This is a genomic window from Bacillus sp. FJAT-49736 (assembly GCF_018343615.1).
In the GTDB taxonomy this organism is placed as follows: domain Bacteria; phylum Bacillota; class Bacilli; order Bacillales; family Bacillaceae_C; genus Margalitia.
The window spans coordinates 144,677-159,906 of sequence record NZ_JAGYPI010000002.1; the positions used below are offsets into that span (position 1 = coordinate 144,677).

Genomic DNA, 15,230 nt, shown 5'->3' on the forward strand with positions numbered 1-15,230 from the left:
CAATTTTTCAATTTGCAGCAAGGAGGGGAAATAATGATATCTTTTTTTAAAAAGAAACAGGCACAAAAAATAGTAAAGCATTTTATAAATATAGAACAAAATGGACATAGTCTTCGCATAAATGGCGAATTAACTCAATCCTCCCATCAAGTTAAAGAAATTTGGATTATATCAAGAGACAGTTCTAATGAATTCATGCTCGGTGCCATACAACCTTCTAATGAATTTGATTTCCATCTAAATTTCAATGATATCCATCAACAGATCCATTCATCTCTTCCTGAGGTATATGACTTTTACTTGAAAGTATGTATTAGCAGTCGCTTATTAAGCCCTGAGGAAATAGAAAATTTGATGACGAAAAAAGGGTTTAGACAATTAGAGCAAGTTGAAAATGATATAGAATACTTTATTCGTTTAGGTCGTTTCAAACAAACGAATATAAACGGACTAGCTACTTATGAGAATGGCGAGGATTTTAGCACTCCATTTCTGACCAAAAAGGGAAATCTATCTTACGCTTATAATGAAAAAATAGATGTATATACAAAGCTGCAAATTGAAAAAGTTAAAAGCCAAAAGAATCATTTATATCTTAATGGTAGAATTTTCACCCATCAATCCCAAATTATTTCTGGAAATCTTTTGGTAAAGGGACGATTGTCCGAAATAGAAATTTTGCTTCCAGTTTCATTTAACCACCTACAAGAGGAAACAAAGCAAAAATATGGCCTAAATCGTTATATATATACAGCAGAGCTTCCTTTACAAACCATTTATAATGGTGGTCTTTTAGATGAAGATATATACGACTTATATTTAATTATTAAATTCCAAAATGAGCCGGAGGAAAAGATCGTTCGAATTGGGAGACCAACGTACCGAACACGATTTTCCACAAAAGAAGCGAATGCATTTCTTAATGGCTTTGTGGCAAATGTAAATCCCTACTATACGTTTAAAGCTTCTAATTTATCGCTTGAGGTTTTTAAGTTTGATGAAGAAACCTTCCTCTATATGTCTAAGCTGCTGAAATGGTCCTGGCTTTTAAGAAATTTGAATCGTAATAAGGATATTTGGTTAGTTGGAGAACGTCCTTACAAGGCACAAGATACGGGCTATCATTTTTTCAAGTATATGAGAGAGTCCCATCCTAATAAAAATGTATTCTATGTTATGGATGAAAGTTCACCGGAATATCGTAATGTAGAGCCGTTTGGGAATGTATTAAGATTCAAATCAAAAGAACATATCTGGCATACAATCATGGCTAGAAAAATTATTTCATCGCATCATGCTGATTATCTGTATCCAGTCAGATCACCTAGATTTGTAAAAGCGGTAAAAGCAACAAGAATATTTCTGCAACATGGTGTTATGGGAACAAAGAACATGATTGCCAACTATGGGAAAAAGGCAATAGGATTTAACACCGACGCCTTTTTGGTTAGCTCCGATTTTGAAAAGGACATGATCGTTAATGATTTCGAATATGAGCCAGAGGATGTTTTTGTAACCGGACTATCCAGATTTGATTCCTTATTAAGAAACGATGTGAAAGTTAAAAGACAACTGCTGATCATTCCTACATGGCGTGATTGGATTGGAAGCAGCATGGATTTTACCGAAACGGAATACTTTCAGCGCTATCACCAATTAATTCATGATAAATCATTGCACAGCATGGCAGAAAAATATCATTTCGAGATTATTTTCTGTCTTCATCCAAATATGCAGATTTATACACCATATTTTAAGGATGCCCCAGTTAAGGTAATAAGTCAGGGTGAAGTAGACGTCCAAACATTATTAAAAGAAAGCGCCATAATGATTACAGATTATTCAAGTGTAGCATTTGATTTCAGCTTTCTTCATAAACCTATTATTTATTATCAATTTGACCGGAATCGTTTTATCGGAAAGAGACCTTCCCATTTGGACTTAGATAACGATTTACCTGGGGATATTGTTTTTTCACAGGAAGATCTTTTAGGAGCATTAGAGTCTTATGCGATAAATGATTTTAAAATGACTCCTGAAAATGTAATACGTTCCAATAAGTTTTTAAAATATCGGGATTGCCATGCAAACGAAAGAATCTACGAAGTTATTCAAACATATAAGAAAAAACGCCATTTAGTTAAGCAAGTTTCGGAAGGAAAAATCGCTACCGTACTTTTCCGGAAGTTCAGAAGGAGTAAGTATTACTTCCCTGCTATGAAGCTTTTTTATAGAATTGCTAAAAAGGTCTTTCCGGTGGATAAAAAGTTAATGCTGTTTGAGAGCTCTATTGGAAAGCAGTATGCCGACAGTCCTCGATATATTTATGAGGAAATCCAAAAGAGGAATTTAGATTATAAAATTGTATGGGTATGTAATCGCAATGACGTTCGCTTCACAGACCCAAATACAAAAAAGATTACAAGATTAAGTCCATCTTATTATTATTATTTAGCAAGGGCGAAATTCTGGTTTAATAATCAAAATTTCCCTACGTATTTAGGAAAAAGAAAAGAAACGACCTATATTCAGACATGGCATGGAACACCTTTGAAGAAAATGCTATTTGATATCGAAACGATCCATGGCCGTGATGAGGACTATTTAAACCGTGTAGCTTATGCAACGAAGCAATGGGATTACTTACTATCTCCGAGTAACTATGCAACAAAAGCATTTAAAAGTGCTTTCCGGTACGATGGCAATATTCTGGAATTAGGGTATCCTAGAAATGATTTGTTCTACAAGGAAAATGTGGAAGAAATTACTCGTAAGGTCAAGAACCGAATCAATATACCAAAAGAGAAAAAGGTTATTTTGTACGCCCCAACATTCAGGGATAACCAAAAGGATAAAAATAAATTTGTATTCGATATGAACCTCGACATCCAGGAATTATATGAAAATTTAGCGGATGAATATGTTTTATTATTAAGAATGCACATTGTTGTTAGCAATAAATTAACAATACCAGAAGAATATTCTGATTTCGTCTTTAATGTGTCAAGCTATCCGGAAATCCAAGAGCTGTACTTAATTTCAGATATTTTGATGACGGATTATTCCTCTGTTATGTTCGACTTTGCTCATACTGGAAGACCAATTCTTTACTATACTTATGATCTTGAAGAATACAGAGATTCATTGAGAGGATTTTATATGGACTTTGTCGCAGAGGCTCCTGGACCATTTTTGAAAACAACCTCTGACATTGTATCATCTGTAAAAAATATCGAAAATATTTCTTCTCAATTCCAGGATAGGTACTCTGCATTCCAAAACAAGTATTGTGACTATCAAGATGCGGATTCATCCAAGAGAGTTGTGGATTATTTCTTCCGTAATAAAGGATAATTGTTCAAAGTAGGAGTTTTAAAATAATGTCAAAAAAAGAAGAGCTTGCTGCTCTTCTTTTTTGTTTATTGATTGAATGATGAGCCTTTTTCCTGATAGTAATAATGATTTGTATCATCCGAAAATACTTGTCTTACCACCTTTGCAGCAGCCTCTCCATTATCCCAATCACAATATGTTTGATAAAATTCATCATATCGATCCTTATATTTTTCGCTTATCTGCTCAATATTCCTTACCGAATCAATAATTTCCCCTGTGGTATATAGAAGCGGACCAGGAACATCGGATTCTATATTAATATAAAATCCTCTTAGTGTATCCCGATATTTTTCTAAATCGTACGTATAAAATAATATCGGCCTTTTTAAATTTGCATAGTCAAAGAAGACGGAGGAATAATCAGTAATAAGAATATCTGAAATTAAATAAAGCTCTGCGATATCATCATATTTTGATAGATTATAGGCGAAACCTTCCATACCTGCAGTGTCAATATCATCGGCAATAAAATAATGCATTCTTAGCAGGATTACATATTGATCACCCAATTGCTCCTTCATTTCTTGGAGATTCAGCTTAATGTTGAATTTGTATTTCCCAGGCTCGTAAAATTCATCATCCCTCCAAGTCGGTGCATATAATATCACCTTCTTATCAAGGGGGATATTCAATTTTTGCTTGATTCTATTGGCAATGTTATCGCGGTCTATATGATACAAAATATCATTTCGTGGGTATCCATATTCTAAAACGGCTTTATCATATTTGAAGGCTCTTTTGAAAATTTCCGTAGAATATTGGTTTGGAGAAATAAGATAATCCCATCTTCTGGACTGCTGATAAAAATGTTTCTTATATTTCGGGTTTGCAGAATATATATCGTTCATATCGAATACCAGCTTCTTCAATGGTGTGCCATGCCAAGTTTGCAAATATATATTACCTTCTCTTTTTTTTAAATGGAGAGGCATTCTCGAATTGCTGACCCAATATTTTGCCGTCGCCAAATAGTAATAATAGGCAAGGCTAAAGCGCTTGATTTGCTTCGGATTACCGGGAATGTCCTTCACTTTTTTATTAAAAATCCATATGTATTTATAATCCATATTTTGGGCTTGCATATATTCGTAAATATATTTGGGGCTGTCGGAATAGTTCTTTCCTAAAAAGCTTTCGAAAATAATCGTTTTTTCCTTCAAAGGGAGCTTCAAAAAAATAGAATTATATAGATAATAATACATTTTTGTTCTGCCAGTTAGTGCTCGCTTTAAATTTCTAGCAAAATGATGAAATGCTATTAGTCGTGAATAGCTTTGTTTCTTTCCTTTTGCTAGTAACTTAATCTCGTTTCTTACTACGATATTCATTGTTTTCAGTATATGCTTGGAAACCTTTTTCGCAGTTGCAATTAAGAGATGAAAATAGTCATTGATATTGGATGAATCCGCAAACAGCATCACTACATTTTTTCGATAAAAATTAAGAAATTGTAGATCTAAATAATCTTCAACGAGTAAATTGCGATTTTCCTTTCCTTTTAAATCATTATATATCGATAATAAATCTAGTAATTTTTGTTCTCTGCTCGCTTGCATAACAGCCGGATTGGAGATTGGGTCATTTCTTAATCTTTTAAAATATAGGCAGTCCGTTAATCTTGGAACTTCCGATGTCAATTTTAATAGCGATACAATAAAAGGTAGCTCCGAATAACAATTTACATCTTCCGAAAATCGCAAGTTGTTTGATTTTATCCATTCACTTGAAATAAGATGATGAATGATGGATCTCCTTTTAAAATGCTGTAAAGCTCCTCGATAAATGATAGCACTTTCTTCGATTTCTATTTCATCGATGTCACCTTTTTTCTTCATGACCTTCCATTGCCCCGATAGGATATTCCCACTTTTAATATTATTTATGAGTTTTTCAAGGGCGGATATTTCTAAATAATCATCACTATCCAGAAAATAGAGATATTCTCCAGTGGATTGACTAATGCCAAAGTTTCTGGCCGCACCAACCCCTTTACGTTCCTTAAAAGAGAATAATTTAATTCTATTATCCTTATTTTCGTATTCTTTGAGAATCTTGTATGAATAATCAGTGGATCCATCATTAATAATTAATATTTCCATATCCTTATAGGTCTGATTTACTACTGATTCCATGCATTCAGGCAAAAATTCCTCTGTATTATATACTGGTATAATTACGGATATCTTCATTTTTTTCCGTTTTCCTCCCCCCTATTTATTTCTAGCAGAATCGTACTTTGTCGGAAATTTTCCTATTTTGCATTTCAACTGCTATTTATGTAATACGTTACCATAAAAATACCCTTAAGTCACCAAGCCATCAAAAAAGCATAAGCAAAAAAACCTATTTCGACTTTATAAGTCGAAATAGGTTTTTTAGGATCATTAGATGGTAATGCCTTCGCTTTCTAATTCATTAATCCGTTGTTCCATTCGTATTTTGTCTCTTTCCAAAATCGGCTTTAAATATCTACCTGTATAGGACTCCGAAGCCTCTGCTATTTTTTCCGGTGTTCCTGTTGCAATAATCGTTCCTCCGTTAGAGCCGCCTTCCGGTCCAAGGTCGATAATATGATCAACCGTTTTAATGACATCGAGATTGTGTTCAATGACCAGAACGGTATCACCATTCTCTACTAAACGCTGCAAGACATCGAGAAGTCTTGCAATGTCATCCACATGCAATCCTGTAGTTGGTTCATCTAAAATATAAAAAGATTTTCCTGTGGAACGGCGATGTAATTCAGATGCCAGCTTGACCCTCTGTGCTTCTCCGCCAGATAAGGTAGTGGCAGGCTGGCCAAGCTTAATATATCCGAGTCCAACATCCGCAATTGTTTGTAATTTTCTTTTGATTTTTGGAATGTTTTCAAAAAATTCAAGGGCATTTTCAACGGTCATATCTAATACTTCCGCAATGCTTTTTCCTTTATACTTTACTTCCAACGTTTCCCGATTATATCGTTTTCCGTGGCATACCTCACAAGGTACATAAACGTCAGGAAGAAAATGCATTTCGATTTTGATTATACCATCTCCACGACATGCCTCACATCTTCCACCTTTAACATTAAAGCTGAAACGTCCTTTTTTGTATCCGCGGATTTTGGCTTCATTGGTTGCAGCATATACGTCCCTGATATCATCAAATACCCCTGTATAAGTAGCTGGATTGGAACGTGGTGTTCTGCCAATCGGTGATTGATCAATATCAATGACCTTTTCTAAATACTCTATACCTTTTAAATCCTTAAATTCACCAGGTTTGCTTTTAGAACGATATAGCTTTTGTGCAAGCGATTTATATAAAATTTCATTTATAAGTGTACTTTTTCCTGAACCGGAAACACCTGTAACAGCAATAAAGGTGCCGAGCGGAAATTTTACGTTCACATTTTTTAGGTTATTTTCCTTCGCGCCTTTTATTTCAATAAAGCGTCCATCCGGTTTTCTCCTCTCCATTGGTAGAGGGATAAATTTCTTCCCAGATAAGTATTGACCTGTTAGGGAGTTCGGGTCATTCATCACTTGCTCAGGAGTACCAGCTGAAACAATCTCTCCACCATGAATGCCTGCTCCCGGACCTATATCAATTAAATAATCAGCGGCTAACATCGTATCCTCATCATGCTCAACGACGATAAGGGTATTTCCGATATCCCGCATATTTTTTAATGTATCAATAAGACGGTCATTATCACGCTGATGTAGACCAATAGACGGTTCATCCAGAATATAAAGGACACCTGTTAACCGGGAACCAATTTGAGTCGCTAACCGAATCCGCTGAGCTTCCCCACCTGATAAGGTACCTGCCGCCCTGCTTAATGTTAAATATTCTAGTCCGACATTGACTAAAAATCCAAGCCTTTCACGAATCTCACGAAGTATGAGGTTAGCAATCTTTCTTTCCTTCTCTGTAAGATCTAAGCCTTTGAAAAATTGATCTGCTTGTTCAATGGAAAATTCCGTTACTTCCCCAATATGCATTTGGTTAATTTTTACGGAAAGAGTTTCCTCCTTCAAACGATATCCTTTACATTTCGGACAGGCTTGTTGGGCCATATATTTTTCCATTTGCTCGCGAATATAGTCGGAGCTCGTTTCTTTATAACGTCTCTCTACATTTGGTATGACGCCTTCAAAATGGATGTTTCCTTCCCTGATTTGACCAAAATCATTTTCGTATTTAAAATAAATCTTCTCATCACCGGATCCATATAAAAGCTTATCCAATTGATGCTTCGGAATATCCTTCACTGGTATATCCATATCAATCCCATAGTGATTGCTAACTGCTTCCAGAAGTTGCGGATAATATTGTGAGCTGACAGGTTCCCAAGGAGCGATGGCGTTCTCACGCAAGGAAAGGTCCCAATTTGGAATAACCAATTCAACATCTACTTCCAGCTTCGTCCCTAAACCATCACATTCAGGGCATGCCCCAAATGGACTGTTAAAGGAAAACATTCGCGGTTCCATTTTATCAATGGAAAATCCGCACAGAGGGCAGGCAAGATGTTCACTAAAAAGTAGTTCTTCCTCCCCCATCACATCAATAATGACCTTTCCATCAGCAAGACGCAAAGCTGTTTCCAATGAATCTGCAAGCCGTGCGGATATTCCATCCTTTACGACAATCCGGTCAATCACAACCTCGATGGAATGCTTTTTATTTTTCTCCAGGTCAATATCCTCTCCAAGGTCACGCAATTCTCCGTCTACTCTAACGCGGACAAAGCCTTGTTTCTTAATGTCCTCGAAAACTTTTACATGGGCACCTTTTCGTCCGGAAACGATCGGTGCAAGGATTTGCAGTTTCGTTCTTTCCGGATATTCCAAGATGCGATCCACCATTTGTTCCACTGTTTGCGAGGTAATTTCAATTCCATGATTCGGACAGATTGGCCTGCCAACTCTCGCATATAAAAGCCGCAAATAATCATAAATTTCCGTAACCGTTCCAACGGTTGAGCGCGGATTACGGCTTGTTGTTTTTTGATCAATGGAAATCGCAGGGGACAAGCCTTCAATCGCATCAACATCAGGCTTATCCATCTGTCCTAAAAACTGTCTGGCATATGCAGAGAGGGATTCTACATATCTCCTTTGTCCTTCGGCATAAATCGTATCAAAAGCGAGGGACGATTTTCCGGAGCCGGATAGCCCTGTTACCACGACAAGCTGGTCACGCGGTATCGTGATATCGATATTTTTTAAATTATGGGCCCTAGCTCCCTGCACAATAATTTTATCTTTTGCCATATGGGCATCATCCTTCCGCTTTCAATTCTAAAAGTGTATCACGAAGCTGGGCTGCCCGTTCGAAATCAAGAGCTTTTGCGGCCTCCTTCATTTCCTGTTCGAGACTTGCCAATAATTTTTCGCGTTCTTGCTTTGTTAGCTTCCTTGATTTTTCTTTCGAAACATACTCTTCCTGCTCCTCTGCAGCATGTGTCGCACGGATTACATCGCGGATATCTTTCTGTATCGTTTGCGGAGTAATACCATGTTTCTTGTTATATTCCTCTTGGATAGTACGACGACGCTTCGTCTCTTCTATCGCCTTTTCCATAGAATCCGTTATTCTATCTGCGTACATAATGACATGACCGTTTGCATTGCGGGCAGCACGGCCGATAGTTTGAATAAGGGAACGCTCAGAGCGTAGAAAGCCTTCTTTATCCGCGTCCAATATGGCTACCAAAGATACCTCTGGAATATCTAAGCCTTCGCGGAGTAGGTTAATACCAACTAATACATCATATTTACCGAGCCGCAAGTCACGAATTACTTCGATCCTCTCCAAGGTCTTAACCTCCGAGTGTAAATATTGAACCTTAACGCCAACTTCTTTTAAATAATCGGTTAAGTCCTCCGACATTTTCTTTGTTAGTGTCGTAACAAGAACTCTTTCATTACGTTTAATACGCTCATTAATTTCTCCCAAGAGATCATCGATCTGCCCTTCGATTGGCCGGACATCAATGTTCGGATCAAGCAATCCTGTCGGGCGGATGATCTGCTCTACCATTGTTGGCGTATGTTCTATTTCATAAGGACCAGGTGTAGCCGAAACAAACACAATTTGATTGACATGCTCTTCAAATTCAGCAAATGTCAGCGGGCGGTTATCTAATGCGGAAGGCAAGCGGAAGCCATGCTCCACTAGCACCTGTTTGCGCGCCTGGTCACCGTTGTACATCCCGCGAATTTGCGGCAGAGTCACATGGGACTCATCCACTACAATCAGCATATCCTTCGGAAAATAATCCAATAAGGTATAAGGAGTCGAACCGGCCGGACGCAAGGTTAAATGCCTGGAATAGTTCTCTATTCCTGAACAAAAACCCATTTCTCTCATCATTTCCAGATCATATCTTGTTCGCTGTTCCAGTCTTTGTGCCTCCAGCAATTTACCATTTTCACGCATCAGCTTCAGCCGTTCTTCCAATTCCAGTTCAATATTTTCAATTGCAATGCGCATTTTCTCTTCCCGTGTAACGAAGTGGGATGCAGGGAAAATAGCAACATGCTCCCTTTCCCCAATTATTTCTCCTGTCAGGGCATCCACTTCCCGAATTCGGTCAATCTCATCGCCGAAAAATTCCACCCTTAAGCAATGCTCATCCCGAGATGCTGGAAATATTTCTACAACATCGCCTCTAACGCGAAACGTTCCGCGTTGGAAGTCGATATCATTTCGTGCATATTGAATATCCACAAGCTTTCTCAGTAATTGATTTCGTTCTATCTCCATTCCAGTTCTAAGCGAAAGCACCATTTCCCGATATTCCTCTGGAGAACCTAAGCCATATATACAAGAAACGCTGGCAATAATTACAACATCATTTCTTTCAAATAAAGACGATGTTGCGGAATGTCGTAGTTTATCAATTTCATCATTAATACTGGAGTCCTTTTCGATATATGTATCTGTCTGCGGTACATATGCCTCAGGCTGATAATAATCATAGTAGCTGACAAAATATTCAACGGCGTTATTCGGAAAAAACTCTTTAAACTCACTATATAATTGGCCAGCCAATGTCTTATTATGAGCTATAATTAAAGTTGGCCGATTTATTTCTTTAATCACATTTGAAATCGTAAATGTTTTTCCGGTCCCGGTCGCTCCGAGCAATGTTTGATATCGCTTCCCTGCTTGAATTCCCTCCACAATTTGCTTTATCGCTTCAGGTTGATCACCTTGCGGGCTATATTTTGATACAAGCTCAAATTGTTCCGTCATGCTGTAACCTCCCATCCATTCTAGAAATATATTTTTCTAATACACACTACCTATAATCATAGTCCTTATTTTACCACAAACATAAAACTTTCAACCACAAAAAAGCGAACAAATTTTCGGTTTTTTATTTGGAGTCTACAGACAGAATGTCATAAAACGGCGTACCTTTTTGTGAGCCGGTGATTTTCCAGGAAGTTGTAACACAGCGATTGAAAGGGAAAAATCCAACTCAGTTGCTACTTATCCGTTAAAGAAAAAACGCATAATGCTTAAATTAATTTATTCAAGCATTATGCGTTTTGATTTGGTTGTTTTTTTTGTTTTGGTGGTCCCATTTTGTTGGCAAAAAAGTAGCCGGCTGTTAAGGAGGCTGCATCGATTATATATAATAACTCCGTATGGGTATATCCTTTATAGACAGAGGCTACGATTAAGGCAACTGTTAAAAGAAGTCCGATAATCTTGCTGTATGTAACCCTCGTAAAAAAGACCACTAGAATACCCGGCAGGAAGATAGCAGCGATAATTTTCCCAATCATAATAACCCTCCTGATTTTTTCTGAGGCAGTTTTCTTGTTAATTGCTGTTTTGCGTATATAATTATTAATCCCAAAGTAGACTTAGTTTCAGGGCATCTTTTCTTAAAAAGGCTATGGAATATAAACAAAATAGGGTGAATTTAAGAACTGCATATACAAAAAGTACATAGTTTAAGAAATGATCCTTAACTTATAATATCATAACGAAAAAATGTGTATTGGGAAAGTACCTATTCATCCGAAATCGTCGCCTTAATAATTTTCTTTGTAATACTGTTCAATTCACTATGCTCGATAAACTTTTCATTCAGCATATCAGGTAAAATTTCCTTTAAGAAGTATTGAACACATTCCATATCTTTAAATTGAAGTATGGTCATCAAGGACTCTTCATATATTTCTTGAAACAAGCTTTCTGGATTCCCCTTTTGAATCTCACCAAAGGACTCATAAAGTAGATCTACTTTATCGGCAACCGCTAAGATCTTTCCTTCCAGCGTATCATCCTTTCCCTCTTTAAACCTTTCCAAATAAATGGATTGCATCTCCTTTGGGAACTCTCTTAAAACAAATTTTTTCGACATTTGTTCTTCTACCTGGCTAAAAAGATCGCGCAGTTCTTTAGAAGCATATTTGACAGGCGTTTTAATATCACCTGTAAAAAGTTCATTATAATCATGATTTAATGCTTTTTCATACAGTGATTTCCAATCTACTGTATTGCCGGCAAGCTCCTCTACCGTTCCAAGAAATTGTGCGACTTTTGTTACTTTGAAGGAGTGACTTGCAACGGAATGCTCCTGAAACTTGAACTTTCCAGGACATCTGTACAGCTTTTCTAGATCCGATAAACTTTTAAAATATTGATGAACACCCATGTAAATCATCCTTATCTCAGAATAGTTTTTGTGATTGTAACATGAAATGCAAAAATAATAAAACCCCATCTTTATTTACAAGATGAGGCTGTTTGTAGATACATTAAGGGCGAGTGACTCTTTGAATAGGACAGAGAATCTGATATTGTACCCATATAGTAGACAGTTTTAGAAAACCGCACTCTTGAAAACCATGTTATAGTTTTTTTGTGGGGAAAGGGGAACGGTTTATATGAAAGCAAAAAAAATATATCCATACGAGTTAAAAAAACAGGTAGTAGAGGAATACATGGAGGGAAACTCCGCAAGTGAGTTGGGGGAAAAGTATGATGTGGATCGTAGACGAGTTCATGATTGGGTAAAGAGAGTAAAAGCAGGAGGGTTTCAAGCCTTAGTGGATAGTAGAGGAATAAAAAGCAAAGGCAAAAGAAAAAAAGAGGAAGAATCCCTACAAGAGAAATATGAGAAACTTCAGTTGGAGAACATGTATTTAAAAAAGTTATTGGATCTAAAAAGGGGGTGAATGACAAAGAAGTACATTTTGCTTTTATACATGCAAACTCCAAACAATATCCGATATCTAAATTAGTCACCATAACAGAAGTATCTCGGGCTGGGTACTATAAATGGGTAAAAAGATTAGGGAATAATGAGCAAGATAAAAAGGATGAAGAATTACTACCTTTTATATTTAAGATATATAAAGAAAGTAAGGGTACCTATGGAAGAAAGCGAATGAAGATAGCCTTAGAAAATGAGTATCATTTAAAAGTAAATGAGAAGCGCATCTCCAGAATGATGAGGAAGTATGGAATATATTGCAAGATTAGAAGGAAACGCTTTAAGAATAGGCCACAACCACATGGGGAATTTTCCAATATATTAAATAGAAATTTTAAAGCAATAAAGCCTGGAATTAAATTATCGATTGATATTAGTTATATGGAGGTAAAAAAAGGATCACAACGCTGGGTTTATGTATGTGCTATAAAAGATTTATTCAATGGGGAGATTATTGCCTATTCTGTTGGCACAAGTCAAGAGATGAAATTAGTGTATAGAGCATTAGATACCCTAAAAAAGAAAGGGTTTGTGAAAGGAGCACTTTTGCACAGTGATCAAGGCGTCCAATTCACAAACCGTGGCTACATTAAGCGTTTGAAAGACATGGGGATTACCCAGTCTATGTCCCGCAGAGGCAACTGCTGGGACAATGCTTGCATCGAAAACTTCTTTGGTCACATGAAGTGTGAAATGAACCATTTCAGCCAACCTGAAACAGTTCTAGAAGTTTACGAAGCTGTAGAATCATTCATTAATTATTATAACAATAATCGTATACAAACAAAACTTAAAATGAGTCCTGTTCAATATCGATTAAATGCAGGATAATTGTGCGGTTTTTAGTTTGTCTACTTGACGGGTACATGTTCAATCCGTTATTTGTGACAAAAGAGGTGTTTTCAATGTTTAAGCGGACACACAATCCGTTATGATGGCAAAAAGCAGCTGTTTTGATGAGAATTTCATGCAGTAACAAAAGAACTTAAAGTTATCGGGGGGGGGGAGGGTTTGTTATAATTGCTCACAGACACGGAATGAAAAAGATTCATCAACATTACAAAAAACAAGGTTGCTTTTAAGTTTTCGTCTACAAAAGCAGCCTTGTTTAAGAAAGATAGCTTAATTTAATTCGACAAGGGAACCTGTTTTCAAATACACAATCCATTCACAAAGATTTGTTACATAATCCCCTATTCTTTCTAAATGCTGTGCTACTAGAAGAAGGTGGGTAGCTTGATGAATCCAAGCCGGATTTTCTTTCATGATATTGACTAGTTCCATAAAGATCTCTGAATAATATCGGTCAATTTTGTCATCCTTTTTGGATACCTCAATTGCCGCATCACGATCTAATTCTACATATGCATTCAATGCTTCATGCACCATATCCTTAACAAGCTCCGCCATTTTCGGAATATCTATCAGAGGTTTAATATAGGTTTCGTTTTTTAACCGAAGCGTTGCCTTTGCAATGCTAACGGCATGGTCTCCCATCCGTTCCAAATCTGCTGATACCTTGAGCATCGTTGCAATTCTTCGCAAATCCGTACCAACAGGCTGCTGTAAAGCAATAAGCTCAAAGCACATTTGTTCAATTTTTAATTCAAGATTATTAATATTTTGATCGTCTGAAACAACCTCTGTGGCAAGATCCCCATCTTTTTCCACTAATGACTTAATCCCTTTATATATTGCTTCCTCTACTAAAAGACCCATTTTTAACAAATTTTCGTGAAGCTCTCTTAATCGATCCTCTAATGTTTGTCTGGCCACCCGTTCATTCTCCCTTCCTTAGGTAATGTTCTCCTGGTTTTGTTAACCGAAACGTCCGGATATATAATCCTCCGTTTGCTGTTTTTTAGGATTCGTAAAAATCATATTCGTTTCTCCAAATTCTACTATTTCTCCATTTAAGAAAAATGCCGTTTCATCTGAAACACGTGCAGCTTGCTGCATACTGTGTGTGACGATTACAATGGTATACTTTTCTTTAAGGTCGAGGATAAGCTGCTCAATTTTGGAGGTAGAAATCGGATCAAGCGCTGATGCTGGCTCATCCATTAAAATTACTTCCGGCTGAATGGCTAAAACCCTTGCGATCACAAGTCGCTGCTGCTGACCACCGGATAATCCCATTGCCGACGTATTTAATCTGTCTTTAACCTCATCCCAAAGCGCTGCCGCCTTTAAGCTTTTTTCCACTATTTCATCCAGAACGCTTTTGTTTTTTGTTCCATGAATTCGCGGACCATATGCAACATTGTCATAAATAGACATCGGAAACGGATTTGGCCGCTGAAATACCATACCTACCTGTTTGCGCAGGTCGACAACATCAACTTTAGAATCATAAATATTATTATCTTTCAGCATTATCTTTCCTTCGACATGAAACCCTGCTACAAGATCATTCATGCGATTTAAAGTGCGGAGAAAGGTCGATTTCCCACATCCGGATGGACCAATTAAAGCTGTAACGGATTTTTCTTTAATATTTAAATTAATATTCTTTAGAGCCTTAAAATCATCATAGAAAGCATTTAATGAATCTGTTTGAATAATAGTAGTTTCGGCAGCTGTCATTATCATTTTTTTCACCTGC

10 protein-coding genes are annotated in these 15,230 nt (G+C 36.9%); 3 read left to right on the plus strand and 7 right to left on the minus strand.

The window, feature by feature from the left end; all coding sequences use genetic code 11:
- The first annotated feature begins 33 nt into the window (after positions 1-33).
- A complete protein-coding gene (locus KHA87_RS12345; RefSeq protein WP_213094473.1) occupies positions 34-3,354 on the plus strand; it encodes a CDP-glycerol glycerophosphotransferase family protein in 3,321 nt (1,106 codons plus the stop codon).
- A gap of 65 nt (positions 3,355-3,419) precedes the next feature.
- Here KHA87_RS12345 and KHA87_RS12350 read toward each other — a convergent pair whose 3' ends face one another.
- The 5 genes from KHA87_RS12350 to KHA87_RS12370 form a co-directional block, all read right to left on the minus strand.
- Positions 3,420-5,585 carry a bifunctional glycosyltransferase/CDP-glycerol:glycerophosphate glycerophosphotransferase gene (locus KHA87_RS12350; RefSeq protein WP_213094474.1) on the minus strand — a complete coding sequence of 722 codons (2,166 nt, stop codon included), beginning with the start codon at positions 5,583-5,585 and terminating at the stop codon, positions 3,420-3,422.
- 195 nt (positions 5,586-5,780) lie between these two features.
- Positions 5,781-8,660 (minus strand): excinuclease ABC subunit UvrA, encoded by a 2,880-nt coding sequence (uvrA, locus tag KHA87_RS12355; protein ID WP_213094475.1) that lies wholly within the window; start codon positions 8,658-8,660, stop codon positions 5,781-5,783.
- Between the two features lie 7 nt (positions 8,661-8,667).
- The gene (gene uvrB, locus KHA87_RS12360; protein WP_213094476.1) at positions 8,668-10,647 is read right to left on the minus strand and encodes an excinuclease ABC subunit UvrB; all 1,980 of its coding nucleotides are present in this window, start codon (positions 10,645-10,647) and stop codon (positions 8,668-8,670) included.
- 290 nt (positions 10,648-10,937) lie between these two features.
- Positions 10,938-11,186, minus strand: coding sequence for a CsbA family protein (locus KHA87_RS12365; RefSeq protein WP_213094477.1), 249 nt, complete (start codon positions 11,184-11,186; stop codon positions 10,938-10,940).
- A 230-nt stretch (positions 11,187-11,416) separates the two neighbouring features.
- Entirely contained in the window at positions 11,417-12,064 is a 648-nt protein-coding gene (locus tag KHA87_RS12370; protein ID WP_213094478.1) for an HD domain-containing protein, read from the minus strand.
- 232 nt (positions 12,065-12,296) lie between these two features.
- On the opposite strand from KHA87_RS12370, the gene KHA87_RS12375 reads away from it, so the two are divergent.
- The gene (locus tag KHA87_RS12375; RefSeq protein WP_213092306.1) at positions 12,297-12,587 is read left to right on the plus strand and encodes a helix-turn-helix domain-containing protein; all 291 of its coding nucleotides are present in this window, start codon (positions 12,297-12,299) and stop codon (positions 12,585-12,587) included.
- Positions 12,584-13,456, plus strand: a complete 873-nt coding sequence (locus KHA87_RS12380; RefSeq protein WP_213092307.1) for an IS3 family transposase — start codon at positions 12,584-12,586, stop codon at positions 13,454-13,456. Before KHA87_RS12375 ends, KHA87_RS12380 begins: the two co-directional genes overlap by 4 nt.
- Positions 13,457-13,747: 291 nt before the next feature.
- Here the strand turns inward: KHA87_RS12380 and phoU are convergent, their stop codons facing one another.
- Positions 13,748-14,401 carry a phosphate signaling complex protein PhoU gene (phoU, locus tag KHA87_RS12385; protein ID WP_213094479.1) on the minus strand — a complete coding sequence of 218 codons (654 nt, stop codon included), beginning with the start codon at positions 14,399-14,401 and terminating at the stop codon, positions 13,748-13,750.
- A 42-nt stretch (positions 14,402-14,443) separates the two neighbouring features.
- The gene (gene pstB / locus KHA87_RS12390) at positions 14,444-15,217 is read right to left on the minus strand and encodes a phosphate ABC transporter ATP-binding protein PstB (protein WP_213094480.1); all 774 of its coding nucleotides are present in this window, start codon (positions 15,215-15,217) and stop codon (positions 14,444-14,446) included.
- Between the last annotated feature and the right edge of the window lie 13 nt (positions 15,218-15,230).